The sequence below is a fragment of the Pseudomonas sp. NPDC086581 genome (genome assembly GCF_044746165.1).
In the GTDB taxonomy this organism is placed as follows: Bacteria; Pseudomonadota; Gammaproteobacteria; order Pseudomonadales; family Pseudomonadaceae; genus Pseudomonas.
Map to the genome: position 1 here is coordinate 761,649 of NZ_JBIVBR010000001.1, position 24,383 is coordinate 786,031.

The 24,383-nt window shown below is 66.0% G+C and carries 27 protein-coding genes; 9 read left to right on the forward strand and 18 right to left on the reverse strand.

Translation table 11 applies throughout. The features are described 5' to 3' along the window. Positions 1-2: 2 nt before the first annotated feature. The gene (fae, locus tag ACIPK7_RS03690) at positions 3-515 is read right to left on the reverse strand and encodes a formaldehyde-activating enzyme (protein ID WP_192430843.1); all 513 of its coding nucleotides are present in this window, start codon (positions 513-515) and stop codon (positions 3-5) included. 329 nt (positions 516-844) lie between these two features. Next, positions 845-1,423 carry a DUF2846 domain-containing protein gene (locus tag ACIPK7_RS03695; protein WP_192430844.1) on the reverse strand — a complete coding sequence of 193 codons (579 nt, stop codon included), beginning with the start codon at positions 1,421-1,423 and terminating at the stop codon, positions 845-847. A 187-nt stretch (positions 1,424-1,610) separates the two neighbouring features. Between ACIPK7_RS03695 and ACIPK7_RS03700 the strand changes: the two genes are divergently transcribed. After that, entirely contained in the window at positions 1,611-1,880 is a 270-nt protein-coding gene (locus ACIPK7_RS03700) for a CopG family ribbon-helix-helix protein (RefSeq protein WP_199287148.1), read from the forward strand. Next, positions 1,871-2,158: a type II toxin-antitoxin system RelE/ParE family toxin gene (locus tag ACIPK7_RS03705; protein ID WP_401085365.1), complete on the forward strand. Its 288-nt coding sequence runs from the start codon at positions 1,871-1,873 to the stop codon at positions 2,156-2,158. Before ACIPK7_RS03700 ends, ACIPK7_RS03705 begins: the two co-directional genes overlap by 10 nt. A 7-nt stretch (positions 2,159-2,165) precedes the next feature. Here ACIPK7_RS03705 and ACIPK7_RS03710 read toward each other — a convergent pair whose 3' ends face one another. The 5 genes from ACIPK7_RS03710 to ACIPK7_RS03730 form a co-directional block, all read right to left on the reverse strand. Beyond that, entirely contained in the window at positions 2,166-2,753 is a 588-nt protein-coding gene (locus ACIPK7_RS03710) for a GNAT family acetyltransferase (protein ID WP_401085615.1), read from the reverse strand. A gap of 160 nt (positions 2,754-2,913) precedes the next feature. Further along, positions 2,914-4,200: an acyltransferase family protein gene (locus ACIPK7_RS03715; RefSeq protein WP_401085368.1), complete on the reverse strand. Its 1,287-nt coding sequence runs from the start codon at positions 4,198-4,200 to the stop codon at positions 2,914-2,916. A gap of 51 nt (positions 4,201-4,251) precedes the next feature. Then, positions 4,252-5,409 carry a phosphatidylserine/phosphatidylglycerophosphate/cardiolipin synthase family protein gene (locus tag ACIPK7_RS03720; protein ID WP_401085371.1) on the reverse strand — a complete coding sequence of 386 codons (1,158 nt, stop codon included), beginning with the start codon at positions 5,407-5,409 and terminating at the stop codon, positions 4,252-4,254. Further along, the gene (locus ACIPK7_RS03725; protein WP_401085374.1) at positions 5,406-5,981 is read right to left on the reverse strand and encodes a YceI family protein; all 576 of its coding nucleotides are present in this window, start codon (positions 5,979-5,981) and stop codon (positions 5,406-5,408) included. The genes ACIPK7_RS03720 and ACIPK7_RS03725 overlap by 4 nt, the downstream gene beginning before the upstream one ends. Positions 5,982-6,093: 112 nt before the next feature. Next, positions 6,094-6,999 carry a LysR family transcriptional regulator gene (locus tag ACIPK7_RS03730; RefSeq protein WP_192430850.1) on the reverse strand — a complete coding sequence of 302 codons (906 nt, stop codon included), beginning with the start codon at positions 6,997-6,999 and terminating at the stop codon, positions 6,094-6,096. A gap of 109 nt (positions 7,000-7,108) precedes the next feature. On the opposite strand from ACIPK7_RS03730, the gene ACIPK7_RS03735 reads away from it, so the two are divergent. Continuing rightward, positions 7,109-8,608: an MFS transporter gene (locus ACIPK7_RS03735; RefSeq protein ID WP_401085377.1), complete on the forward strand. Its 1,500-nt coding sequence runs from the start codon at positions 7,109-7,111 to the stop codon at positions 8,606-8,608. Positions 8,609-9,242: 634 nt separating this feature from the next. Here the strand turns inward: ACIPK7_RS03735 and ACIPK7_RS03740 are convergent. The 5 genes from ACIPK7_RS03740 to ACIPK7_RS03760 all read right to left on the reverse strand — a co-directional run bounded on the left by ACIPK7_RS03740 (position 9,243) and on the right by ACIPK7_RS03760 (position 13,289). Beyond that, positions 9,243-9,842, reverse strand: a complete 600-nt coding sequence (locus tag ACIPK7_RS03740) for a YceI family protein (RefSeq protein WP_401085379.1) — start codon at positions 9,840-9,842, stop codon at positions 9,243-9,245. Between the two features lie 43 nt (positions 9,843-9,885). Beyond that, complete coding sequence (locus ACIPK7_RS03745; RefSeq protein WP_401085382.1) at positions 9,886-10,233, reverse strand: amidase; 348 nt, start codon at positions 10,231-10,233, stop codon at positions 9,886-9,888. Then, positions 10,230-11,357 carry a serine hydrolase domain-containing protein gene (locus ACIPK7_RS03750; RefSeq protein ID WP_401085385.1) on the reverse strand — a complete coding sequence of 376 codons (1,128 nt, stop codon included), beginning with the start codon at positions 11,355-11,357 and terminating at the stop codon, positions 10,230-10,232. The genes ACIPK7_RS03745 and ACIPK7_RS03750 overlap by 4 nt, the downstream gene beginning before the upstream one ends. Before the next feature lie 144 nt (positions 11,358-11,501). Further along, a complete protein-coding gene (locus ACIPK7_RS03755) occupies positions 11,502-12,287 on the reverse strand; it encodes an MBL fold metallo-hydrolase (protein ID WP_192430854.1) in 786 nt (261 codons plus the stop codon). A gap of 105 nt (positions 12,288-12,392) precedes the next feature. After that, on the reverse strand, positions 12,393-13,289 hold the full coding sequence (locus ACIPK7_RS03760) for an acyl-CoA dehydrogenase (protein WP_192430855.1): 897 nt from the start codon (positions 13,287-13,289) through the stop codon (positions 12,393-12,395). Between the two features lie 148 nt (positions 13,290-13,437). On the opposite strand from ACIPK7_RS03760, the gene olsB reads away from it, so the two are divergent. After that, positions 13,438-14,193, forward strand: coding sequence for an L-ornithine N(alpha)-acyltransferase (gene olsB / locus ACIPK7_RS03765; RefSeq protein WP_192430856.1), 756 nt, complete (start codon positions 13,438-13,440; stop codon positions 14,191-14,193). Continuing rightward, positions 14,193-14,960 (forward strand): 1-acyl-sn-glycerol-3-phosphate acyltransferase, encoded by a 768-nt coding sequence (locus tag ACIPK7_RS03770; RefSeq protein WP_192430857.1) that lies wholly within the window; start codon positions 14,193-14,195, stop codon positions 14,958-14,960. Before olsB ends, ACIPK7_RS03770 begins: the two co-directional genes overlap by 1 nt. 161 nt (positions 14,961-15,121) lie before the next feature. Here the strand turns inward: ACIPK7_RS03770 and ACIPK7_RS03775 are convergent, their stop codons facing one another. Both ACIPK7_RS03775 and ACIPK7_RS03780 read right to left on the reverse strand, forming a co-directional pair. Further along, on the reverse strand, positions 15,122-15,982 hold the full coding sequence (locus ACIPK7_RS03775) for a universal stress protein (RefSeq protein WP_225614634.1): 861 nt from the start codon (positions 15,980-15,982) through the stop codon (positions 15,122-15,124). Between the two features lie 75 nt (positions 15,983-16,057). Further along, positions 16,058-16,651 (reverse strand): ACP phosphodiesterase, encoded by a 594-nt coding sequence (locus ACIPK7_RS03780; protein ID WP_401085390.1) that lies wholly within the window; start codon positions 16,649-16,651, stop codon positions 16,058-16,060. Between the two features lie 385 nt (positions 16,652-17,036). On the opposite strand from ACIPK7_RS03780, the gene ACIPK7_RS03785 reads away from it, so the two are divergent. From ACIPK7_RS03785 to ACIPK7_RS03795, 3 genes are read left to right on the forward strand one after another with little or no spacing between them, the layout of a single operon-like run. Continuing rightward, on the forward strand, positions 17,037-17,366 hold the full coding sequence (locus ACIPK7_RS03785) for an ArsR/SmtB family transcription factor (RefSeq protein ID WP_401085393.1): 330 nt from the start codon (positions 17,037-17,039) through the stop codon (positions 17,364-17,366). A gap of 46 nt (positions 17,367-17,412) precedes the next feature. After that, positions 17,413-18,576 (forward strand): MFS transporter, encoded by a 1,164-nt coding sequence (locus ACIPK7_RS03790; protein ID WP_401085396.1) that lies wholly within the window; start codon positions 17,413-17,415, stop codon positions 18,574-18,576. Between the two features lie 30 nt (positions 18,577-18,606). Further along, the gene (locus ACIPK7_RS03795) at positions 18,607-19,656 is read left to right on the forward strand and encodes an alkene reductase (RefSeq protein ID WP_401085399.1); all 1,050 of its coding nucleotides are present in this window, start codon (positions 18,607-18,609) and stop codon (positions 19,654-19,656) included. 197 nt (positions 19,657-19,853) lie between these two features. Here the strand turns inward: ACIPK7_RS03795 and ACIPK7_RS03800 are convergent, their stop codons facing one another. From ACIPK7_RS03800 to ACIPK7_RS03815, 4 genes are all read right to left on the reverse strand, one after another. Next, the gene (locus tag ACIPK7_RS03800; RefSeq protein ID WP_401085402.1) at positions 19,854-20,123 is read right to left on the reverse strand and encodes a FeoC-like transcriptional regulator; all 270 of its coding nucleotides are present in this window, start codon (positions 20,121-20,123) and stop codon (positions 19,854-19,856) included. After that, on the reverse strand, positions 20,123-22,417 hold the full coding sequence (gene feoB / locus ACIPK7_RS03805) for a Fe(2+) transporter permease subunit FeoB (protein WP_401085405.1): 2,295 nt from the start codon (positions 22,415-22,417) through the stop codon (positions 20,123-20,125). The genes ACIPK7_RS03800 and feoB overlap by 1 nt, the downstream gene beginning before the upstream one ends. Positions 22,418-22,423: 6 nt before the next feature. Continuing rightward, positions 22,424-22,651, reverse strand: coding sequence for a ferrous iron transporter A (feoA, locus tag ACIPK7_RS03810; RefSeq protein ID WP_024762599.1), 228 nt, complete (start codon positions 22,649-22,651; stop codon positions 22,424-22,426). Positions 22,652-22,841: 190 nt separating this feature from the next. After that, positions 22,842-23,681, reverse strand: a complete 840-nt coding sequence (locus ACIPK7_RS03815) for an ATPase (protein WP_401085408.1) — start codon at positions 23,679-23,681, stop codon at positions 22,842-22,844. Between the two features lie 252 nt (positions 23,682-23,933). Here ACIPK7_RS03815 and ACIPK7_RS03820 point away from each other — a divergent pair, with 252 nt between their 5' ends. Continuing rightward, positions 23,934-24,218, forward strand: a complete 285-nt coding sequence (locus tag ACIPK7_RS03820; protein ID WP_230986100.1) for a hypothetical protein — start codon at positions 23,934-23,936, stop codon at positions 24,216-24,218. Positions 24,219-24,383: the final 165 nt, after the last annotated feature.

Here is a 24,383-nt window from a genome sequence, read left to right on the forward strand (position 1 = left end):
CCTCAGGCCTTGGGGGTGTAGAAGGGGTTGGCGATGGCGTTGACCACGTCGGCCAGCTGCGCGCGCTCGGGCTTGCAGCTCAGCGCCGCGCGGATCGCGGTGCGGCAGGCGTTGTAGTTGTTCAGGTAGACGGCATCGAGGTCGTCGCAGCCCGGGTTGACCCAGTTGGCGGTGACGATGGCCCACTCGTCCTCGGCTTCGGGCGGCAGGGTCCCGTCCAGCAGCGCCTCGGTGACGGCCTTGGCGATGCCGGCCTGGGACGCGCCCCAGGTGGCGTTGGCGTGCATATCGCCATTGATCTCGGCCTTGTTCACGTAGAGGGTCATCGGCTTGACCGGGATGTTCGGCTGCGCGATCACCATGAATGGGCAGTGCCCCTGACTGGGCGAGGAAAGACTGTTGGAGAAGGCCTGGCCGGCCGGACCGCTGCGCGGGCCGAGCAGGATGTTGATGTGCGCGGCATTGACGCCGGGGCCTTCGAAACCTTCACCGATGTACAGGTCGAGCTTTTTCATGGGGTACCTCATGGAACCGTGGGGTGTAAGAAAGCCCGGGCCTGCGTGCGCGGCCCGTGGCAAAACCGGCGCAGTGGCGCCGGGGGAAAGCGGAAGGGGGATCAGGAATCGACGGGCGAGTCGGACGGGTGCGCGAAAGCACCGGACAGGCCGGAACGCGGAGGACGGATCGAGGGCGGGGTAAGCAGGAAGGTGATCATGTCGCGTCGCTCTTTGTTGTTGTCGATGAGCTGGTGCGACGATTTTTAGCACCGGGCCCGAGCGGCCCGGTAACCACAAAAACTCAAGGAGTTATGACTTGCCCTCATAACTGCAGAGCGCGATGAATCTCAGAGCCCGATGCGCTCGAAGAAGCCCGGCCCTTCCACTTCCTTGCCGCTGGCGGCAATGCTCACCGGCTCCTGGACCTGCCGGGTGGCGGGGATTTCCCGCGAGCCCAGCTCCTTGCCCACCAGTTGCAGCGGGCCGGCGCCCTGGCCGGCGGTGTGTTCGTACTTGGGCGGCGTGTGGGTCTCGTCGTAGCGCAGGTAGTAGACCTCGCCAGCGCGGGCTTCCAGGGTGAAGCCGGCGATCAGAGTGAAGTCCAGGCTGCCGCCGGCGAAGTAGGTCCAGAAGCTGCCCAGCAACGGGCGGCGCATCTGCAGCGGATAACTGCCGGGGGCGAAGCTCAGGGCGAAGTAGCCGTTGCTCGGCAGGCTGCCGATCAGTTCGTTGTTGATGAACAGGCCCGGCGCCTCCAGCTCTTCGTCGGACCACTGGTTCTGCGGCCGGTAGATGTACACCGTGGCCTGCTGCGCATCTGCGGGCAACGCGCCGAAAGGCGGCCCGTCCACCGCGCCGAAGAACGCGCCGGGCGAGCTGCAACCAGCGAGCATCAGGAGAAAGGCGCACAGGGCCACTCGGAGCATGGAAAGTCCCTCTTATGGTTATCCCCGGAGCATAACCAGCGCTTCGCGCCTTGCCACCCGTCGAAAGTCCGGGTCTACGGCATCACAGTTACCGGCGCCCTCGCCCCCGCCTATCCCTTCCTGTTTGACACTGTTCCCAGGCAAGCGAAGTATTATCCGGTATTACCTTTTAATAAGAGGTGTGAACATGGCCACTTCGGTCAAACTCGACGAGGAAATGCTCGCCCGAATCCGCGAACTGGCCGAGCTGCGCCAGCGCTCGCCGCACTGGATCATTCGCGAAGCCATCGGCCAGTACGTGGTGCGCGAAGAGCAGCGCGAAAAGCTGAAGAAGGACACCGAGCAGGCGTGGGAGGAGTTCCAGGCAACCGGTCAGCACGTCACCGCGGAGGCCGTGGAGAACTGGCTGAACAGCTGGGGCGCTGAGGACGAACAAGACACTCCGAAATGCGAGTGATCTACGCACCTGCAGCACTGCGCGACCTCGAACGTCTGCGGCGTTTCCTGCGGGAAACCAACCCTGCCGCCGCAAGCCGCGCCGGCCGGGTCATCATCGAAGCCACCCAGGCCCTCGCCGCGTATCCGCAGATAGGCCGGCTGATCGATGATCTGCCGGTGGCCTTTCGCGAATGGCCGATCGATTTCGGCGACAGCGGTTACCTCGCCCGCTACCGCATCGACGGTGAAACCCTGGTGATCCTCGCCATCCGCCACCAGCGCGAAGCCGGCTACTGAACCCGTATCAACTCAGATCCTTGAGCCAGAACATCATCGACTTGGCGGTCTCCTGTTGCTCGCCGATATCGCGCCAGTGGTGTTCGGTCTGCAGAGAGGGTTGCGGAGTGAAGCCGCGCTGCAACCAGAAGGCGTCCGGCGAGCGGTAGCTGGCAGGGCGCGCGGAATGCTCCGGCGGCCGCCGAAGGGCGCAGAACGCACACCAGTCGAAGCGATCCAGGCCACGCGCAAAGCGCTCGCGCTCCTCGAAGAAGCGCCGGTCGAGATCAGCGCTGCGGTACTGGGGCAGAACCACCGACTCGCCAAGATAGAAGATTCGCTCCGGATTCCAGCCTTGCGCCAGGAACGGCTGCTGGAAAGCCTCGGCCTCGTCCAGCAACGGCAGCCCGGTCGAGGCCCCGACCACCCGGCCTTCATCGATCACCAGCACGCACAGGCTCCAGGCCGAGCGCACATGGCTGGCGAGGTATCCGGCTTCGTATTCCGGGCTGCCGTCGAAGAGGTACGGATACTCGCGGAACACGGTGATGCGCAGTCGCGCCAGATCATCGATGAACGGGCGGAGGGCATCGCCGCTGAGCAGACGGAAATCCAGGGGCATGGCGGGAGTCCGCAGGTGCCGCCGCCGGCAAGGTGGCAGCAATGTTGAAACCTAGCATGGGCCGTGAAGTCAGCCGAAGTTCCAACCGCGACATAAGCGTATCCCTGCGCGCCAGCCTTCAAGGCAGTTCGCAGGCGTGGCCGACGGACACGCCTCAGGACTCCGTCGCCACCCGTCGCCGCGCGGCGGGCGGCGTGGGCAGCAGGTGACGCACCAGCCATTTGCGCACCGGTACCACGCAGCGCTCCTGCACCAGCACGCAACTGGTGACCATGAACAGCAGGAACAGCGGGTACAGCCACAGCGACAGTTGCTGGTGCGTTGCCGACTCCACGCAGAAGGCCCAGTCCGCCAGGCAGCCTCCCGGTGCGCGGATCAGCTTCTCGGTGCGCGAGAACAGGGTGAACAACGGCACATGCAGGGCGAACAGCGACAGCGACGCCGCCCCCAGACGTGGCGACCAGTGGCGGATCAGGCTGCTCTGTGGGTCGCGCGGCAAGGCGCTCATGTACACCAGCACCAATTGCGCCGGCAGCAGCAGGCCGTTGTGCAGCAGGAAGTACCAGTACTTGGCGCCGTGGGTGTAGAGGTAATCGGCGACGAGGAAATTGGCCAGCACGAAAGCGCCCATCGCCACCAGCATCCCGCGCCCCGGCAGACGACCGGCGTCCTTGTACTCGCGGAACAGCCCGTAGGCGAGGATGCCGCTGAGGAACTCCGGCAAACGCAGCAGCGGGTTGCGGTGCAGCAGGCCGGTCCAGGGCATGCCGTACTGCTCGCTGGCGACCACCAGGATCGGCGGAATCAGGTAGAGCCCCCACAGCGCCAGCAGCCAGCGCCACTTGTTCGTCAGGCGTGCCAGGCGTGGGGCGACGAAGGGGAAGCAGAGGTAGAAGAAGAACAGCGTCGACAGCGACCAGAGCGGCGCGTTGAAGGTCAGGTAATACGGGTTCCAGGCCTGCAGCATGGTGAGTTGGAGGATGCTGTTGAACAGCAGTTCGCGGTCGCTCATCCAGTGGTGGAACAGCTCCGGCTGCAGCCGCCCGATGGCTTCGTTGGTGTCATAGATGACGAAGCGCGGCGTCGCCTGGTCGAGGTCCGGGCCTATGCCCAACCCGCTCACCACCAGCAGCACGGCGATGGTCAGCAGGATCGAGAAGATATGCAGCGGGTAGAGGTTGGACAGGCGCTTGGTGAAGAAACTGCGCGGGCTTTCGCGCAGGTGTCCCTCGGTCACGTAGACGTGGCAGAGCAGGAAGCCGGAGAGCACGAAAAAGGTACTGGTGGCGAAGAAGCCCAGCGCGGTCAGGTCATCCAGGCCGGCGAACTTCTGCTCCGCCGGGTAGCTGTGCAGCGTGTGGTAGACCACCACGTAAAGGCCCATCAGGAAGCGCAGCCATTCCAGCCCGATGAAACGCTCCTTTTTTTGTATGTTCTCCACGCTTCTCTCCTTCCAGGTAGGCGAACGACAGCTGGACGAACCACAACGACATCAGCGGCGGCGGTCGAGGAAGTTCACCACCAATCGGTCCAGCGAGCCCCACAGGCGCTCGCGCAGGCGCTTCCACCAGGGGCGCGCGCGCCAGAAAGCCAGGTCGATCTCGCGGCTCTGCGCGAAGTCGGCGGCCAGGCAGTCGGCCACCGCCACGGTGAAGGCCGGATCGAACGCTTCTACATTGGCCTCCAGATTGAACCGAAGGTTCCAATGATCGAAGTTGCACGAGCCGACGCTGACCCAGTCATCGACCAGTACCATCTTCAGATGAAGGAAACGCGGCTGGTATTCGAAGATCTTCACCCCGGCGCGCAATAGGCTCGGGTAATAGCGCTGCCCCGCGTAGCGCACGGGCGCGTGGTCGGTGAGACGCCCGGTGAGCAGCAGGCGCACATCGACGCCGCGCTGGGCCGCCTTGCGCAGCGCGCGGCGGACTTTCCAGGTCGGCAGGAAATACGGCGTCGCCAGCCACACGCGCTGGTGCGCGCCACGTAGCGAGCGCACCAGCGCCTGGAGAATGTCGCGGTGCTGACCGGCGTCGGCATAGGCGACCCGCGCCAGACCTTCGCCGTAGTTGGGGATCGGCGGCAGGCGGGTCAGCAGGACTTCCTCGCGGGGCTTCCAGGCGCGCACGCCAAGGCAGGCATTCCACTGCCGCTCGAATAGCCGTTGCCAGTCGGCAACGATGTGGCCGGTCATCTCGACCATCACTTCATGCCAGTCGCTGCGGTTCTCCCGCGCGGACCAGAACTCATCGGTGGCGCCGGTGCCGCCGACATAGGCGATGCGTTCGTCCACCAGCAGCAGCTTGCGGTGGTCGCGGTACAGGTTGCGGATGCCGGCCTTCCAGTTCAGCGGGTTGTAGTGGCGCAGCTCGCCGCCCGCCTCCCGCAGTTGGCGCGTCCAGGAACTGGAGAGTTTCAGGCTGCCGAAGGCGTCGAACAGGCAACGCACCTTCACGCCGCGCGAGCGCGCAGCCAGCAAGCGATCCAGCAGCGCCTCGGCGCAGCTGCCGCTTTCCACCAGGTAGAGTTCCAGTTCGATCTGCCGCTCGGCGCTGTCGATGGCCTCGAACATGCGCGGGAAAAAGCGCTCGCCATCGCAGAGCAGGGCGAAACGGTTGCCCGTCCGCCAGGGGAAGATCGGCCCGCTCACCGCGAGGCGAAGATCAGCACGGCGCCCACCGGCACCGACAGGCCGATGCTCTTGAGCCCGGCCAGTTTGCGCAGCTGCGCCACACCCGGCGCGAGGCCGAAGTCAGCGGCGTTGATCACCAGCGGCGAGAGGGTCACCACCTGGAAACGATGCTCATCCAGGCGGGTGATCAGCACATCGGTGCGGTAGTCCTTCGCCTGGCCGTTCAGCTCCAGGCGCAGCGGCAGGCGCGTTTCCAGTTGCACGCCATTGGCGAGATCGGTGATGGGGCGAAGGTCGATGGTCGAGGTGATGCGCGCCTCGGGGAATTTCTCCGTATCGAACAGCTTGTCGCGCACACGTTCGTCGCGCAGCGGGATGCCGGTGCTCAGGGAATCCATCTCGATACGCAGTTCCACCTGGCCCTGCTCCTCCACCTTGCCGTGCATCACCAGGAAGCGGTTCACCTCGGCGATATCGGCGTTCTTGGTGGTGACGAAGGTCAGCCGCGAGGACTCGTAGTCGAGGTACCAGGCAGCCTGGGCGGAAGCGGCGAAGCAGGCCGCGAAGAGGAAGGCGAACAGCGAGCGCATGAAATCCCTTACATGGAAAACGGATGGATCAACGGCCAACGATAGCGGCCCGCCGTCGGCTTGCAAACCAGCCGACTGGCGAGCCCATTGGGCAGGCGCTGGCGCCAATGGTTCAGTCGGCCAGCAGCGCGGGAATTCCGGCCACCAGCGCATCGATAGCGCAGCGGATCTTCGAAGGCATGTAGCGGGTCTTGGGCCACACCGCGTGGATATCCAGCGGCGGCAGGTTGCAGCGCCCCTTCACCACCACCAGTTCGCCCAGCTTCACGTGCCGGGCCAGCAACCAGGACGGCAGACGCGCCAGGCCGAAGCCGGCCACGGCGGCGGCGGTAATGGCCTGAAGGTCGTCCATGCTCAGTTGCGGATCGATGTCGATGCGTTTCACCCGGCCGTCGTCGTCGCGCAGGTCCCAAGGGGAGGTTACGCCCGCGACGGAATAGCTGATGGCCGAGTGGCCGACCAGATCGTCCAGCTCCTCGGGCATGCCGTATTGCGCGATGTAGGAAGGCGCCGCGCCGATGCTGGTGTACTGCACGCCCAGCTTGCGTGCCGCGAGCGTGGCACTGTCGCCCAGCGGCCCGATGCGCACGGCCAGGTCGAAGCCCTCCTCCACCAGGTCGACGCGGCGGTCGGTGAACGACAGGTCGATCTTCAGCGACGGATACTGCCGCGCCAGCGCCAGCATCAGCGGCGCCACGCAGAGGTGACCAAAGGAGATCGGCACGCTGACCCGCAGGCGCCCACGCGGCTCCATGCGCCCGCCTTCCAGCGCGGTGTGCGCGGCGTCCAGCTCGGCCAGCGCACGCACACAACTGTCGTAGAACACCTGGCCGTCGTCAGTGAGGTTCTGGCTGCGCGTGGTGCGTTGTAGCAGGCGCACGCCCAGGCGCGCCTCCAGCCGGGCGATGGCCTTGCCCACCGCAGAACGCGTGAGGTTCAGGCGCTCCGCCGCGAGGGCGAAGCTGCCGGCATCCACCACCTGGACGAAGGTGGCGATGCCATCGAATCGGTCATCCATCGGCCTGCTCGTTTGATTCCTGAAGAGCCCCAATGATGGGACCAAATGGAGTCAATGGGGAACCCTGTTCTTTTCGACAATGGTGGCTCGCCAAACGGAGCCCACTCCCATGACTGCCCACCACAACCCCAGAAACCTCATCGCCCTGGCGGCGGTGTGCCTGTCCTCGATGATGTTCGGCCTGGAAATCTCCAGCGTACCGGCCAGCCTGCCGGCGCTGGAGCGCGTGCTGCACGGCGACTTCCAAGACCTGCAATGGGTGATGAACGCCTACACCATCGCCGTCACCAGCGTACTGATGGCCGCCGGCACCCTGGCCGACCGCTTCGGCCGCAAGCGTCTGTTCGTCATCAGCCTGGCGCTGTTCGGCCTGACCTCGCTGCTCTGCGGACTGGCGGGCGACATGCCGACCATGATCGCCGGGCGCTTCCTGCAGGGCGCCGCCGGCGGGGTGATGCTGATCTGCCAGGTGGCCGTGCTCACCAGCCAGTTCAGCGACCCGGCAGAACGCGTGCGCGCCTTCGCTGCCTGGGGCGTGGTGTTCGGCATCGGCCTGGGCTTTGGGCCGATCGTCGGCAGCGCCATCGTCGCCCTCGCCAGCTGGCAATGGGTGTTCCTGGTCCACGGCCCGCTCGCCCTGCTCACCTTGGCGCTGGCGCAGTACGGCGCGGTGGAATCGCGCGATCCGGACGCCGAGCAGTTGGATGTCGGCGGCATGCTCACGCTGTCGCTGGCGGTGCTCGGCACGGTGTTCTACATCACCCAGGGCGCCGAGATGGGCTTCGCCAGCCCGGCCGCGCTGGCAATCCTGCTGTTCACTTTCGCCTGCCTGATCGCCTTCGTTCTGATCGAGCGCCGCGTCGCCCACCCGATGTTCGACTTCTCGGTGCTGCGCATCCGCGCTTTCTCCGGCGCGATCTTCGCCTCGGCGGGAATGAACGTCAGCTTCTGGCCGCTCATGATCTACCTGCCGGTCTACTACCACGGCGTGCTCGGCTACGACGACGTGAAGGCCGGCTGGTCACTGCTCGCCTACACCCTGCCGACGCTGGTGGTGCCGCCGATCGCTGAGCGCCTGGCACACCGCTTCCAGCCGGGCTGGGTGATTCCGGGCGGGATGTTCGTGATCGGGGCCGGCTTCTTCCTGATGCTCTGGGGCAGCGCCGTGGACCACGCCAGCTGGCTGACCCTGCTGCCCGGCTGCGTGCTGGCCGGCATCGGCCTGGGCCTGACCAACACCACGGTGACCAACACCTCCACCGCCGCCGTCCCGGCCGCTCGCGCCGGCATGGCCTCGGGCATCGACATGAGCGCGCGGATGATCTCCCTGGCGATCAATATCGCGGTGATGGGGCTGATCCTGCTTTCCGGCGTCGCGGCAGCTCTGAACGGCGCAGAGGGTGGCGAGAAGCTGCCCCTGGCGGCGAGCATCGCCAGCGGCCGGTTGGGCACGGACGATCCGGACGCTGCCCGCGCCGCACTGGTTCAAGGGTTTGGCTGGGTACTCGGCTACGGCGGCATCAGCGCCTGGCTGTTCGCGGTGGGCAGCTTCCTGACCTTCGGTGTGCATCGGACGGAGCGGCCTAGACTGGAGGCTGTCCAATCCTGAATGAAAGGAGAGTCGCCATGAAAACTATCCTGCTGCTCACCTTCGTGGTTATCGGCGCTTCCAGTTGCAGCGTGGGGTCCGGGTTTCGCTTCCAGCCCGACGTGCCGGCGATTGAGGCGCGGGCTTGAGGCCAGCTGTTTTTTGCGGTTGACGCTGTGCCGTGCGGCTCGCGAGCAAGCTCGCTCCTACGAAGAGCCGTATATGTCGGCATGGCTCTGGCTCTGGCTCTGGCTCTGGCTCTGGCAGACTTCCAGATAAACCTCAGCGGCACTCCGAACGCCCCGTTCAGGAGGCCTCGTTGAAGCGGAGTTTCAGGGGTTGAGCGACATGGATGTCGCGAGAGCCGCGATGGGCCAGGGATGGCCCTTCGCGGCGTGCCCCTGAAACTTCGCTTCAACGAGGGTATTTTTCGCCCCAAGCGAAAAACCGGATGTCCGGGGCAAGACCTTTTGGTTCCTTTTGGGGCGTTTGCCAAAAGGGACTCGCCCGAGGGGGCGAAACACGAGGTCCACGCACACGCCGTAGCGGCGCCGAAGTGCCCAAACCAAAGCAGCAACATTGGAGCAAAACAAGGCGCCGGCCATACCAACGGATCGCGGATAAGATCCGCTCCTGGAAGGTCACGGCGTGCGTATCAAGGCGCCTGCTTGATCACCTGACTGAACCCCAACACCGCAAACACCGGCACCTCCGGAGTAATGGACGGCACATTGGCGACCTCCTTGAGCGGCTCCAGCTTCTCCTCCAGGTCGAAGTCGATCAGCTTGAGCACCAGCGGCTCCATGGTCGTCACTTCGATGCGGCTCTCACTGGGGCGGCTGACCAGCACCTCGGACTTCAGTCGGCGCTGCTGGCCGTGCAGGTCGAGGTTGAAGTCGATGGTTTCCTGGCGCGACTGGCCGACCTGCAGGTCCTCGTAACGGCTGAGGTCCAGCTGGCTGCTGATGATCGCCTCGGGGAAGCGCTCGATCTCGAAGAAGGCATTTCGCATGCGCTCGTCGCGCAGCGCCAGGCCGCTGTCGATGGACTCCAACGGCACCACGACGCGCACGGCGCCCTTGTCGTCGATCTGCCCAGAAAGGCGGTCGAAGCGCTGCACCTCGGCCATCTTGCCGCGCTTGACCGAGACGAAGCTGATCCGCGAGGTGTCGCCGTCCAGTTGCCATTCGGCCAGCGCAACGGGGCTCGTCAGCACGAGCAACGCACACACCGCTCCTGTTACAAAAGAATGCATTGATCCTCCGAAGCGGGTCGCCCCGCTCCGTGGAACGCGCCCGTCAGTGGCTGCCCGATTCGGGCAAATCGTCCGCCTGGGGCATCAGTTGGCATCCCTCGCGCGCACTGAGCCAAGCGGCTGTCTGCGTACTGCCCAGGCCGCGGGCGGTCACCCGCTTGCGCGCTTCGTCGTCGAGGAAGGCGCTGGTCGGCACGTACTGCTTGGTATAGGCCCGGCAATAGTCCGCCGAGTTCCCCATAACGTAGCGGCAGGAGCAGTACTCCTTGGCGGTGTAGGCGCCGATGATGCCGGGGAAGGCGGCGAGGTGGACGCGGTTCTGCCACGCCGTGGTGACCAGCGCGAGCAGCAACAGGACCAGGGCGGTGAGGATCGGATGACGGCGGATCATGGCTGCACCTCCCCGTGGGCGAAGGCCGCCTGGGCAAGCTTGAGGAAGGTGTCATGCTGGTAGCTGCCGTCGCGGTCGTCGGCGTAACGAACGATCACCAGCTTCTGTTCGGGGATCACGTACAGCGCCTGGCCCCAGTGGCCCAGGGCGGCGAAGGTGTCCTCGGGCGCATCCGGCCAGGGCGCGGGCGCACCGGCCACCGGGCGGTTGAGCCACCACTGGCCGCCGGGCACTGCCTCATTGGGCTTCTTCGGATCGGGCTGGTACTCGGGGAATGGCGCGAGGACAAATTTCAGCCAGTCCTGCGGCAGCAACTGGCGATCCTTCCAGCGCCCGTCGCGCTCCATCAGCAGGCCGATGCGCGCGAGGTCGCGGGCGGTCATATAGGCGTAGGACGAGCCGACGAAGGTGCCGCTGGCGTCACGCTCCCAGACGACGGACTGGATGCCCAGCGGCTCGAACAGCGCGGTCCAGGGGTAGTTGCCGTAGTCCTTGCCGACCATCTGCTTGAGCGTGGCGGAGAGCACGTTGCTGTCGCCGCTGGAGTAGCGGAAGCGCTTGCCCGGCTCGGCATCGGCGGGGAAACCGGCGGTGAACCTGGCCATGTCATCGCGGCCGCGGGTGTAGAGCATCGCCACCACCGAGGAGCGCACCGGCGCGTACTCATATTCTTCCTGCCAGGCCAGGCCTGAGGCCCAGTGCAGCAGGTCGCGCATCTTGATGTCGGGGTGGTCGGCGAAGGCCGGATAATGCTTGGCCACTGAATCGTCGAGCTGGAACTTGCCCTCGCCGAAGGCTACGCCGAGGACGCTGGCCATCACGCTCTTGCTCATCGACCAGGCCAAGTGCGGAGTCTCGGCGCGTGTCGGGCCGGCGTAGCGCTCGTAGATCAGCTGGCCGTCGCGAATGACGACCACGGCGTCAGTGCGCACGCCCTTGCGGGTGCCGTCATCACGGGTAGGAAAGGCGTAGTTTTCGAACGCCTGCACGGCGGCGCCGCTGGGCATGGCGCCGTGGGGCCAGTCGGCCTCGGGCCAGGTTTCGGCTCCGTGGGCGTGGCTGCTCAGCAGGCAGGTGGCCAGCGCCAGCGCGCGCAGCGCTGGGCGGAAGGGGGCAAAGGGCATCGGCGGGCCTCTTGTTATCAGGTCGGCCCGCACCCTAGCACGGTGAAGATGACGGATTAAGCGCCGATCGTGCCGTAATCAAGGACGATTGGCGCAATCGGTCAGCGCCGTGCTTGTTAACAGGAGCGTGTCAGCACGAGCGCGCTAGCGCGGAACCTGGTAGTCGTCCGGCCCCATGAGATCCATGCCGCATTGCAGGTCGGCGATCCAGTCGAGGAATGCCGTGATCATCGGCTTGCCCACGAAGGGCCGGCCGTGCTGCGGGACGATCATCTCGATGTCCAGGCCACGGACCATGTTGGCCCACAGTCGGCCGACCTTGTTCGAGGCCATGTAGCGACGGTGGAAGCCCTCCATGTGAGGCACGTGGGCGGCGAAGTCCTGCACCGGGCTGGCGTCGTCCACCAGGGAGGCGCCCATATCGCCGGAGAAGAGGATCTTGCTGATCGGGTCGTAGATCTGGAAGTTGCCCACCGAGTGGAGGAAGTGCGCGGGGATCATCTTCAGTTGGCAGCGGCCCAGTTGCACCGACTCGCCACGGTCCGGCAGCGGGATCACGCGGTCATAGGTGGAAATGCCGTGGCTGACCGCCAGGTAGCTGGCCGTGAGGTGCGGCAGGAAGCGCGCCCAGAGCTTGGAGCAGATGACCTTGGCGCGGGTGTGCAGCAGCCACTTGTCCAGCGCGGCGATGATGTCCGGGTCCTGGTGCGAGGCGAAGATATAGTCCAGGTCCTGGAGCGGGAACAGCTTGGAGAGTTCCAGCGACAACGGGGTGTAGGTCAGGTCGCCGCCCGGATCGAGCAGCAGGCGCTTATCGTGGTCGACGATGAGGAACTGGTTGGATTGCACACCGTCGCCGCTGACCAGATCGTCGAAACACAGGCATTGATGTTTACCGTCGTCGAACAGCACGATGGGTTCGCGTCGCATGAGGGGATTTCCTAAAGCAGTGGGAGGGAAAACAGTGGGTAGCCCTGCGGAAATTTCTAGGTATCTCAGAAACTTCTGTAAGGCTAACGTCCCCTCCCCGAGCCCTCACTGACGTGGGTCAAGGCCTATTGCCACCCTCGCTTTCTCCAGGCGTTTGGCCCGCGCGGAGCCGGCAATGGCAAGCACGCCCTTGTCCCGCTTCCATACCGCGGCCAGCTCCGCAGCACCGGAGGCGAACGCGGTATCCAGCGCCGCGGCGAGGCTTTCGAACTGGCTGAACACACCGGCCAGCAGCAGATGGGTTTCCGGCGGCGAGGCGGGCTGCCGGCTGACTTCGGCGCAACCGGCAAGTACGCCGGTGAGGCGCAGACTCAGCTCCGCCGGCCATCGGTGTTCCACGGCCAGGCCATAGAGCCAGGCGCAGACTGCAGCCAGCACATGGGTGTCTTCCAGGGTGCGGAAAGGTTTGCTGTAAGCCTCCCAGCCATCGCCGGGCAGGCGCTCGCAATGGGCCCCATCGAGCAGCAGGCGGGCATGGGGGATATCGGGCATCAGCGGCAGGGCCGGCAGCGCTTCGAGCTTCGCGCCGGGGGCGCCGGCCAGCACCACGGTCATGGCGATGCGCGGCGGCTCGCCCTCTTCCTCATCGCGCGCAGCGACCAGCCACCAGGCGGCGCTGTCGGCGGCGGTGGCGAAGTCCTTGCGCCCGTGCAGCACCAGGCCTTCGAGGCGCGTCTGCAAGTCGGCGGGGCGCACGCTCTTCTTCTCGGTCACACACAACGCTCCGAGACTCCGCGGGGCAGCCGGCCAGAGAGCGCGCAGCGCCGCCTGGTAGCCGGCAAGAAAAGCCAACCCCGGCGAAGTCGCCAGACGGCCACCGAGCACTGCCAGTTCGAAGCTGCCGGCGCACTCTGCGCGGGTGAGCAATTCGGCGTACCAGTCGTCCAGGGCCAGGCCGGACGGTAACCGGTCCTGCGGGCCGAGCAGGCATTTCCAGGGCATCGCGGCGCTCCTTCCTTCGAGGTCGTCGTTCTTGTCATACAAGCATCACCGCACCGTCATGGGCGTGACACCGGTCATTCCTAGCCTGAGCTTGCACAACAAAGCCGACCGGCCGCAACCCGCATGGCCGGTTCACGGAGGCACTCGCATGAGTCAGATCGCCCTCTCCTGTGACACCCCGGCAGAACGCCGTCTCAAGGCCGTGCGTCTGCGCGGCGCCCGCGCCCTGCGCGAAGCCCAGGCCCTGCGTTACCGCGTGTTCAGCAGCGAGTTCGATGCCCAGCTCAAGGGCGCGGACCAGGGGCTGGACATGGACGACTACGACCGCCACTGCGCCCACATCGGCGTGCGCGACCTGAATACCGGCGCGCTGGTGGCCACCACCCGCCTGCTCGACCACCGCGCCGCGCAGCGCCTGGGCCGCTTCTACAGCGAAGAGGAATTCGCCCTCGACGGCCTGGGCGACCTGCAAGGGCCGGTGCTGGAAATCGGCCGCACCTGCGTCGACCCGGACTACCGCAACGGCGGCACCATCGCCGTGCTCTGGAGCGAGCTGGCCGAAGTGCTCAACGAAGGCGGCTACCGCTACCTGATGGGCTGCGCCAGCATTCCCATGCGCGACGGCGGCATCCAGGCCCGCGCCGTGATGCAGCGCCTGCGCGACCGCTACCTGTGCCAGCAAAACCTGCGCGCCGAGCCGAAGACCCCGCTGCCGCCGATGGACGTGCCGGACAACCTCACCGCCGAGCTGCCGCCGTTGCTCAAGGCCTACATGCGCCTGGGCGCGAAGATCTGCGGCGAACCCTGCTGGGACCCGGATTTCGGCGTTGCCGACGTGTTCATCCTGCTCAAGCGCGACGAGCTCTGCCCGCGCTACGCCCGCCACTTCAAGGCCGCGGTCTGATGCGCAGCCTGCGCGCCTGGCTGCGCGTCGCCCGCCTGCTGTCATTGCTGCTGGTGGGCCTCGCGCTGGCCAGCTTCGTCAGCCTGCTGGAGCGCCTGCCTGGCGACCGTATGCCCCTGCGTCAGCGCCTGACGCGCTGGTTCCTGGCACGCCTGTCTGGTGCCCTGCCCTTCGAACTACAGGTGCACGGCGAGCTGCCCACGCAGCCGATGCTGTGGGTCTCCAACCATGTGTCGTGGGTCGATATTCCGCTGCTGGGCGGGCTGCTGCCGCTGACTTTCCTGTCCAAGGCCGAAGTGCGCCAGTGGCCGGTGGCCGGCTGGCTGGCGGAGAAGGCCGGCACGCTGTTCATTCGCCGTGGCTCGGGTGATGCGCGGATGATCAACGCACAGCTGGCCACGCACCTGTCGCGCGGTCGTTCGCTGCTAGTCTTCCCCGAAGGCACCACCACCGACGGTCAGGGCCTGCGCACTTTCCATGGCCGCCTGATGGCCAGCGCCATCGAAGCCGGCGTGCCGGTGCAGCCGGTAGCGCTGCGCTACCGCCGCAACGACCGGGCGTGCGAACTGGCGCCGTTCATTGGTGATGACGATCTGGTCAGCCACCTGAAACGCCTGTTCGACCATGACCGGGGCGTCGTGGAAATTCACCTGCTGCCGGCGCTGTCCAGCGCGCACCAGGACCGCAACCTGCTGGCCAAGCAGGCGCACGCCGCGATCCACGCAGTGGTGTGTGAGGCTCAGGAAGAATCGGCCATCGCGGCCTGAAGCCTGCCTGGAAAGCGGCAGGGAGTAAGGAGATGGTTTGGAGCCCGCCGTAACCTACGGCCGACGGGTTCCCACTCTGACGAAACGGCTTTCAAACTGCGCCGGGCGGCACCCTCGAGCCGCCCGATGCAACCTGAAAACAGTCTCCAGGCGCCGGTGGCTCAAGCCTCCGGCGGCACGACCAGGATGTCACAATCCAGTTCGCGCAGAGCGTAGTCGGCAACACTGCCGATCAGGGCACGCTTGATCCCACCCATACCCCGAGTACCCATGACCAGCAGATCGGGCCGATGCTTGTCGACCATCCGCTGCAACACGTTGCCCGGCAGCCCGACGGCCACCAGTTGTTCGTCGATGCGTTCTTCCAGATGGCGCTCGTGGAGGAACTTCTTCAGCTCGTCCACCGCCTGGCGGGATTCGCTGCCGACGAATTCGTCGATGCGTTCCTCGCTCACTCCGGAGTACTGCATCATGCCCTTGGCCAGCGGGCTGAAGGCGTAGACGCCCCGGCGCACGGCACCTTCGAGCAGGCCCAGCTCATCGGCCACTTCCACCGCATGGGCCGAGGCCGGCGAGGTATCGAGGGCGATCAACAGATCGCGGTACTGGCCGCCGGCCGGCTGGTTGACCACCAGCACCGGCAGTTGCCCGGCGCGCAGCACTCGCTCGACCGTGGTGCCGACGAAGATGTCGCGCAGCACGCTCTTGCGGTGCGCGCCCATCACCAGCATCTCGCAGTCCTGCTGCTTCGCCGCGGCGAGGATCCGCTGATTCGGATCGCCGCGCTCCACCAGCAGTTTCGGACAGGTGCCGCCCAATTCGGTGAGTTCCACCAGCCGCGCCTCGAGCATCAGGCGCACCTGGGTAAGCTCCTGCTCGACCAGCGCCGAGGGCTGGTCTTCATCAACCACGTAGAGCACGGTCCAGGGACAGGCGTAGCGCTTGGCCAGCGCTGCCGCACGGTGCAAAGCCTTTTCGGAACGGCCGGACAGATCCGTTGCGACCATTAACGACTTCATCATGCTGCTCCTCTCGTCGTCCTTCAGATGTGTCTATTGCACACGCGATGGGCCGTCGGGCGGTTGACACATATCAAGTCAGGTCGGACCGCCCATCACATTTGGCAGATTTCTGACGAAAGCCTGCAACTCGGGATAGAACTCGCGGAAATCGCTGCTCAACGGTTCGTACAGACGATCCAGTTCATCCCAGGCGCCGTCCAGCAGGGACGGCCGGGACAGACGGCGGGACATCCCGGCGACCACGTCCTGCAGTACCTCGAACTCGCGATAACTGCCAAGCCAGTCCTGCGCTGCCATGCGCGGTGCAATGCGCGCCAGACGCTCCGGCAGGCCGGGCGTGCGGCCCAGTACACCGTAGACCCGTTGGGTGAAGTGCTCCAGCGGCTCGCCGGAGAAACGCCCCCAGTCGCGGGCCAGGCAATGGTCGAAGAACACGTCCAGAAGCACGCCGGCCATGCGCCGTCGCTCACTGGGGAAGCGCGTCTTGGCACTGTGTATCAAGGCGTGACTGTCGGTGAAGGCGTCGATGCGCCGGTGCAGGCGGATGCCAGCCTCGATCTCGGCGGGCCACTGGCCGGCCAGCGGTCCCTTGACGAAGTCGCCATAGAGGCTGCCAAGCAGTTGGGCGGGCCGGTCGCCGCCCAGGTGGAGGTGTGCGAGGTAGTTCATGCCGATCAGCTTAGCGCGGAACCGGTGCGGACCTGTAGGACCGAGGGGGACGCCCAGTCCTTGCTCGCGAACAGGTTACGCTTCGGCGCCGGGAGGTTCGCGAGCAAGCTCGCTCCTACAAAAGCAGGCTGCAACGCGCTGGACGTCTCTCGCGGATAGGCCGCAGGGCGCATGACGCGCAGCGTTATCCGCCGCGGGGCCATTGGCGCATAACCCGTTCCGGGTTATGCGCCCTACAAGGATTTCGCGGCAGGAATCCACGCCTTCAGGGACGGGGCCAGCCGGGTAATATCATCGGGAGTGATCATTACTATCGCCCCAAACGAATTCATATCGTTTTTGACCGATATATAGTTCGTCTCAACGCGATATACCGATGTGCCCCATGACTGAACAAACCTATCTCGATCCTGACATCGACCTCGAAGAAATCTTCAAGGCCCTGGCCCACCCAGTGCGGCGCGACATGCTGCACTGGCTCAAGGACCCAGAGCAGTTCTTCGTCGAGCAGGAACACCAATCCTTCGAGATCGGCGTCTGCGCCGGCAAGTTCGACCAGCGCACCGGCCTGTCGCAATCCACCGTCTCCGCGCATCTGGCCACCCTCCAGCGCGCGGGCCTGGTGACCAGTCGAAAAGTCGGCCAGTGGAACTTCTTCAAACGCAATGAAGAGACCATCCAGGCCTTTGTTCGCCACCTGAGCGAAGCGCTGTAACCGGCTACTGCCAGCCAAGACAATCCCACTTTCCAGGAGCAGGCACATGCCCACTTCGCTTCTCGTCCTCGCTTTGTCCGCGTTTGCCATCGGCACCACGGAATTCGTGATCATGGGCCTGCTGCCCGAGGTTGCGGGCGACCTCTCCGTGACCATTCCCGCCGCCGGCTGGCTGGTCAGCGGCTATGCCTTCAGCGTCGCCATCGGCGCGCCGATCATGGCCCTGCTCACCGCCCGCCTGCCGCGCAAGACCGCGCTGCTGATGCTCATGGGCATCTTCATCCTCGGCAACCTGCTCTGCGCGGTGGCCGCCAACTACGGCCTGCTGATGCTGGCGCGGATCATCACCGCCCTGTGCCACGGCGCCTTCTTCGGCATCGGCTCGGTGGTCGCCGCCAGCCTGGTGCCAGCCAACCGCAAGGCTTCCGCCGTGGCCCTGATGTTCACCGGCCTGACCCTGGCCAACGTGCTCGGCGTACCGGCCGGCACCGCCCTGGGGCAGATCGCCGGCTGGCGCTCGCCGTTCTGGGCGGTGACCCTGATCGGGGTGTTCGCACTGATCGGCCTGTGGAGCGTGCTGCCGAAGAAACACGATGAAGAAGCCGTGGACATGCGCAAGGAAGTCGCCGCGCTGCGCAACGGCCAGCTGTGGCTGGCGCTGGGCACCACCGTGCTGTTCGCCGCGGCCGTCTTCGCCCTGTTCACCTACGTCGCGCCGCTGCTGGGCGAAGTCACTCAGGTCTCGCCGCGCGGCATTACCTGGAGCCTGGTACTGATCGGCCTCGGCCTGACCCTGGGCAACATCCTCGGCGGCCGCCTCGCCGACTGGCGCCTGGGCACCACCCTGGCCGGCGTGTTCGCCACCATGGCAGTGGTCTCCACCGTCCTGAGCTGGACCAGCGCCGCGCTGATCCCGGCCGAAATCACCTTGTTCATCTGGGCCGCAGCCGCCTTCGCCGCAGTGCCCGCCCTGCAGGTCAACGTGGTGCGCGTCGGCGGCGCCGCGCCGAACCTCGTCGCCACCCTGAACATCGGCGCCTTCAACGTCGGCAACGCCATCGGCGCCTGGGTCGGCGGCAGCGTCATCGACCACGGCCTGGGCCTGACCCGCGTGCCCCTGGCCGGCGCCGTGCTCTCCGTACTCGCCCTGATCGCGGTGATGAACGCCTTCAGCGGCAAACCCAACCAGCCCCAACCTGCCCTCGATTAATCCTCCACCCTCACGCCCCGGAGTAACGCAATGACCACGCTTTTCGACCCCATCGTCATCGGTGACCTGGAACTGCCCAACCGCATCGTCATGGCCCCGCTGACCCGCTGCCGCGCCGATGAAGGCCGCGTGCCCAACGCACTGATGGCCGAGTACTACACCCAGCGCGCCGATGCCGGCCTGATCCTCAGCGAGGCCACCTCGGTGACCCCGATGGGCGTCGGCTACCCGGACACCCCCGGCATCTGGTCCGACGACCAGGTGCGTGGCTGGACCAACATCACCAAGGCCGTACACGCCAACGGTGGCCGCATCATGCTGCAGCTGTGGCACGTGGGCCGCATCTCCGACCCGCTGTACCTGAACGGTGAACTGCCGGTAGCGCCGAGCGCCATCAAGCCCGCCGGCCACGTCAGCCTGGTGCGTCCGATCAAGGAATTCGTCACCCCGCGCGCCCTGGAAACCGAAGAGATCGCCGACATCGTCGAGGCTTACCGCATCGGTGCCGAGAACGCCAAGGCCGCCGGTTTCGACGGCGTGGAAATCCACGGCGCCAACGGCTACCTGCTCGACCAGTTCCTGCAGAGCAGCACCAACCAGCGCACCGACCAGTACGGCGGCTCCATCGAGAACCGTGCACGGCTGCTGCTGGAAGTCACCGACGCCGCCATCGGCGTCTGGGGCGCCGGCCGCGTCGGCGTGCACCTGGCCCCGCGCATGGACTCGCACGACATGGGCGACGCCGATCCGCTGGCCACCTTCGGCTACGTAGCCCGCGAGCTGGGCAAGCGCGGCGTGGCGTTCATCTGCACCCGCGAGAAGGCAGGCGACGACAGCATCGGCCCGAAACTGAAGGAAATCTTCGGTGGCGTGTACATCGCCAACGAACGCTTCACCAAGGACAGCGCCAACGAGTGGCTGGAAAGTGGTAAGGCTGACGCAGTGGCCTTCGGCATTCCGTTTATCGCCAACCCGGACCTGGTGACCCGCCTGGAAAAAGGCGCCGCCTGGAACGAGCCGCACCCGGAAACCTTCTACGGCAAGGGCCCGGTCGGCTACCTGGACTACCCGCGCCTGTAACGGCGGGTTCCAGCGCCAATGAAAAGGGCGCCTTCATTCGAAGGCGCCCTTTTTGTTGTCCTGAAAATTCGCAGCCGACCTGTAGGAGCGAGCTTGCTCGCGAACCGCCCGGCATCGCGACTGAGCCTGTTTGCGAGCAAGCTCGCTCCTGCGAAAAGCCGCCGTTGTGGCGGATAACCCGTGCCGGGTTATGCGCCCTACGCATTGCTCCAGCGCAGCGGGACGGCCACGGTTCGCCCCGCCAACCGATACCCAGTGGTCGAACACCGCGTCGCCTCCGCGCAACCCTTGCAGCTCCCGCACGCAGCTGGCTCGGGCTCGACCTTTTCCACCACGCCCATCGCCAGGAGGCGCTCCAGCAGTGCTTCGAGCAGAGCCTTCGAGGCGCCGAGGCGCTGGGCCAGGGTCGGTACATCCGCCTCGCCCATCTCTCCGAGGAGGTTGCGTACAGCGATTGCCGTGGCCATCAGTGGCAGCTCCCCGCCGGAGCCGCGCGCAGTTCACGCTCGCCGTCCAACTCCAGGCCGCGCCGACCGACCCAGCGCAGTATCAGGAACAGCACCAGGTTGAACGCCAGCACCAGGCCGATGGCCACGGCGCTGTATTGCGGATGTTCGGCGAAGCTGAAGACCTGGTAGCACAGGGTCGCCAGGGAGTAGGCGACATTGAGGCCCCAGAACACCGCGAAGGTCATCCAGCCACGGCCGCTCTCGCGGGTCAGCGCACCGAGGGTCGCCACGCAGGGCACGTAGAGCAGCACGAACACCAGGTAGGCGTACGCGGCCAGCGGGCTACCGAACTTGGCGGCGAAGGTGCCCATAGAGCCCTCCTCCATCTCGCCATCGGCCATGCTCGCGGCGACCGGGTTGGCCAGCACGCTGAGGCTGAACGAGTCACGCAGGCCATCCAGGGTATCCGCGCCGGCCTGCTTGAGCTGGCCCCAGAGGTCGTAGCCGTCGGCATCGAAGGCTTCGCCCTGGATGTGCTCGGCGGTGTACAGGGTGTTCAAGGTGCCGACCACCACTTCCTTGGCCAGCGCGCCGGTGACCAGGCCGACCGTGGCCTGCCAGTTGTCCTCGTGTACGCCCATGGGTTTGAGCAGCGGCGTGACCTTGTGGCTGAGGCTGGCCAGCGCCGAGTCGGCGATGTCGCCCTGCACCGGGCGGCCGTCAAGGGTGACGCTGTTGAGGCCGCCGATCACCAGGCTGACCAGGATGATCACGGTCCCCGCGCGGACCACGAAGGCGCGCAGGCGCATCCAGGTCTGCAGCAGCAGGCTGCGCAGGTGCGGCACGTGGTACAGCGGCAGCTCCATGACGAAGGGCGAGGCCTCGCCACGCATCAGCGTGTGCTTGAGCAGCAGGCCGGTGAGCACTGCCACGACGATGCCCAGCAGGTACAGCGAGAAGATAGCCAGCGCGCCGTTCTGGCCGAAGAAGGCTGCGGCGAACACGGCGAAGATCGCCAGCCGCGCACCGCAGGACATGAACGGCGCCATTATCGAGGTCATCAGGCGCTCGCGCGGGTTGTCCAGGGTGCGGGTGCCCATGATCGACGGTACGTTGCAGCCGAAGCCGACGATCAGCGGCACGAAGGACTTGCCCGGCAGGCCGAGGGCCTGCATCAGGCGGTCCATGACGAAGGCCGCGCGGGCCATGTAGCCGGAGTCTTCGAGCAGGGCGAGGAACAGGTACATCAGGCCGATCTGCGGGATCAGCGGCAGCACCGCGTTGATGCCACCGCCCAGCCCCTGGGCGAGCAGCGCGGTCAGCCAGTCCGGCGCGCCGCCTCGGGCACCCAGCCATTGGATGCCATCGATGAAGAGTGCCGAGGAGCCCTGATCGAAGATCGGCTGCAGCGCGCCGCCCAGGGTGATGGCGAAGAAGAACATCAGGTACATCACGAATAGGAACACCGGGATGCCCAGCCAGCGGTTCAGCGCGATGCTGTCCAGCAGCTGGGTCAGGCGATGCGGCGCGGCCTGGCGGTGATTGCTGGCGCGCTCGCAGAGTTCGCCGATCAGCCGGTAGCGCGCGTCCACCAGCAGCAGTTCCGGGTCCTCGCCGCAGGCGCAGCGGATCGCGTCGCGGGCGGCCAGCAGGCTCGCCGGGTCGAGCTCGAGTTGACGGGCGCTGTGCAGGTCGCCCTCGAGCGCCAGCAGGGCCATCCAGGCCTGGGTCGGCGGTGCATCGGCGGGCAGCAACTGCGTGACGACATTGTGTAGCGCGGCGGGATACGGCACGTTCAGCGGCGGCTGATCAGTGACGCTATCGAGGGCGTCCTTCAGCGCGTCTATGCCTTCGCCACGGGTCGAGACCAGCGGCACCACCGGGCAACCCAGCTCACGCGACAGCGCCTCGCGGTCGATGTTCAGGCCCTGGGTGCGGGCGATGTCGAGCATGTTCAGCGCCACCACGCAGGGCAGGCCCATCTCGCGCAGCTGCACGGTGAGGTAGAGGTTGCGTTCCAGGTTGGTGGCGTCCACCACGTTGACCAGCATGTCCACCTCGCCATCGACGATACAGCGCCGTGCGATCTGCTCGTCCAGCGAGGCCTGGGTCGACAACGTGGTCAGCGAGTAGGTGCCGGGCAGATCCACCAGGCGCACACTGTGGCGCGCGGTGCGGAAGCTGCCTTCCTTGCGCTCCACGGTGACGCCGGCCCAGTTGCCGACGCGCTGGCGCGAGCCGGTGAGCTGGTTGAACAGGGTGGTCTTGCCAGCGTTGGGGTTGCCGATCAGGCCGATGCGCAGTTCGTCCATGCTGGATCAGTCCTGCGCTTCGAGCTGGAGGAAGGCCAGGTCGCGGCGGCGCAGCACCAGGCTGCACTGGCGGGTATCCACCTGCACCGGATCGCCCAGCGGCGCGACTCGACGCACCTTCAACTCGGCGCCCGGCAATAGCCCCATGGAGAACAGTCGCTGACGGAAGGCGGCGCCGATCCCGGGGCGGTATCCGGCAATGCGGTACCGGCGTTGCGCTTGAAGATCGTGCATGGGGTGCCTCCGGGCGGATGATCGAACAAGGGAGAATCAGAATGACTCTCATTTGTTTGCAATTATTCGCCCGATACCCTGCGCTGAAACTGATTCAGGACAAGTTTTGCCGTCGCTACCCCGAAAGAGGCATGGCCAACAAAAAGCCCCCGGACCTTTCAGTGCGGGGGCTTCTTCGTTTGCAGCGCCATCAGCGAGTGCTGATCTGCTGCTGAAGGTTCTGCATCTGCTGCTGCAGGGTATTGATGTTGCGCATCACCTGGATGCGGAACACGTCGAACTCCTTGGTATCGTTGCTGGCCTGGCCCTGGCGGCCGTCAACCTCGGCGCGCAGCAGCATCAGGTCGTCCTGGAGGCTCTTGATCGCCTGGCTCTGGTTGCCCTGCTTCTTCAGGTTGGCGATCTCGGTGTTCAGCGCCTGAATCTGCTGGTTGGCGGCAGTGAGATCAGCCTGCACGTTCTTCAACTTGGCCTGTTCGTCGGTGATGGACTTGAGCCTGACGTCCAGTTGCTGCATGAGCAGCGCGGCGCTTTCCTGCTGCTCCTTGAGCTCGGCGCTGACCTGCGCCAGGCGCTTGCCCTGGGCGCCGTCGAATTCCGACAGCGAGGCCTGCTGGGCCTTGGCCTGCTCGGCGAGACGGCCCTGCAGTTGCTTGACCTGCAACTTCAGCGCTTCGCGGTCGGTCATGACGTTGGACTCGTTGGCGACGAACTTGCCACGAATGTCATCCAGACGACCGGCGGCTTCCTCGCTGATCTTGGCGAAGCTTTCCTGGGTGGCAATGAGTTGCTGCTCCATGAGCATCAGTTGCTGGTGACTCCACCAGCCCACGCCGCCCAGGGCGATGGCCATGGCCGCAACCAATGCCCAAAGCGCTCCGGTACCGCCGCCACGCTTCACCGGCTGGGGCTGCGGGCGGCCGTTGGGCTCGACCACGCGGCGCGGGTGATGACCGAACTCGTCGCGGTCGGCGGCGTCGGTGGAAAGGTGGGGCACATCATCGAATTCGTCGAACGTGTCGTTACGCATGGAGTGAACCTGTGGGGATAAAGCGGCGTGTTGCCTGCGCAGGGCGCAGTATATCCGTTCGCGTGACGCTCAGAGCAGCGTGCCATCACAGGGCGTCACGCACCTCGTCGGCGCACAGAAGACCCGTGACGGAGGTCGCAGTTCCCCAGGCGACCCGCCAATAGTGGCTTTGCGACATCGTGGCACGCCCCTTGCTCCCGCTCCAGGTACTTGGCGCCGCTTTGGCGCCCTTCGCGGGGAGGAAGTCGGGTGATCGAACTCAACAAGGCCATCCTGGATTGCATGCGCGAACTGCGCCGCCGTCTGCGTGAAGAACAGGCACTGGAGATCCAGTACCAGCAGAGCGACGCCATCGAGCGCATGCTCCGCGCCTGCGCCGACTCAGCGCGGGAAGAAACGCGCCAGCTGGGCGAACGCCTGAGCGAGCTGAGCGGCGTGAAGCTGCCCCGCGTGGTGCAGGAGCCGAGTTTCCTGCCAATGCAGGGCAGTGGCGACCAGCAGTACTCCGGGCCGCTGCGGGGCGGCGCTCGGCGCTGACCGAGCCTCGAAAGCGTAGGGCGCATAATCTGGAACAGGTTATCCGCCGGCACCCGCACGGCGGATAACGCTGGCGCGATTTTCGTCCTGCACGCTGCGGAGTTGATCCTGCAGGAGCGCGCCATGCGCGATCGCGGGCATGGCCCGCTCCTACAGGTAGAGCCA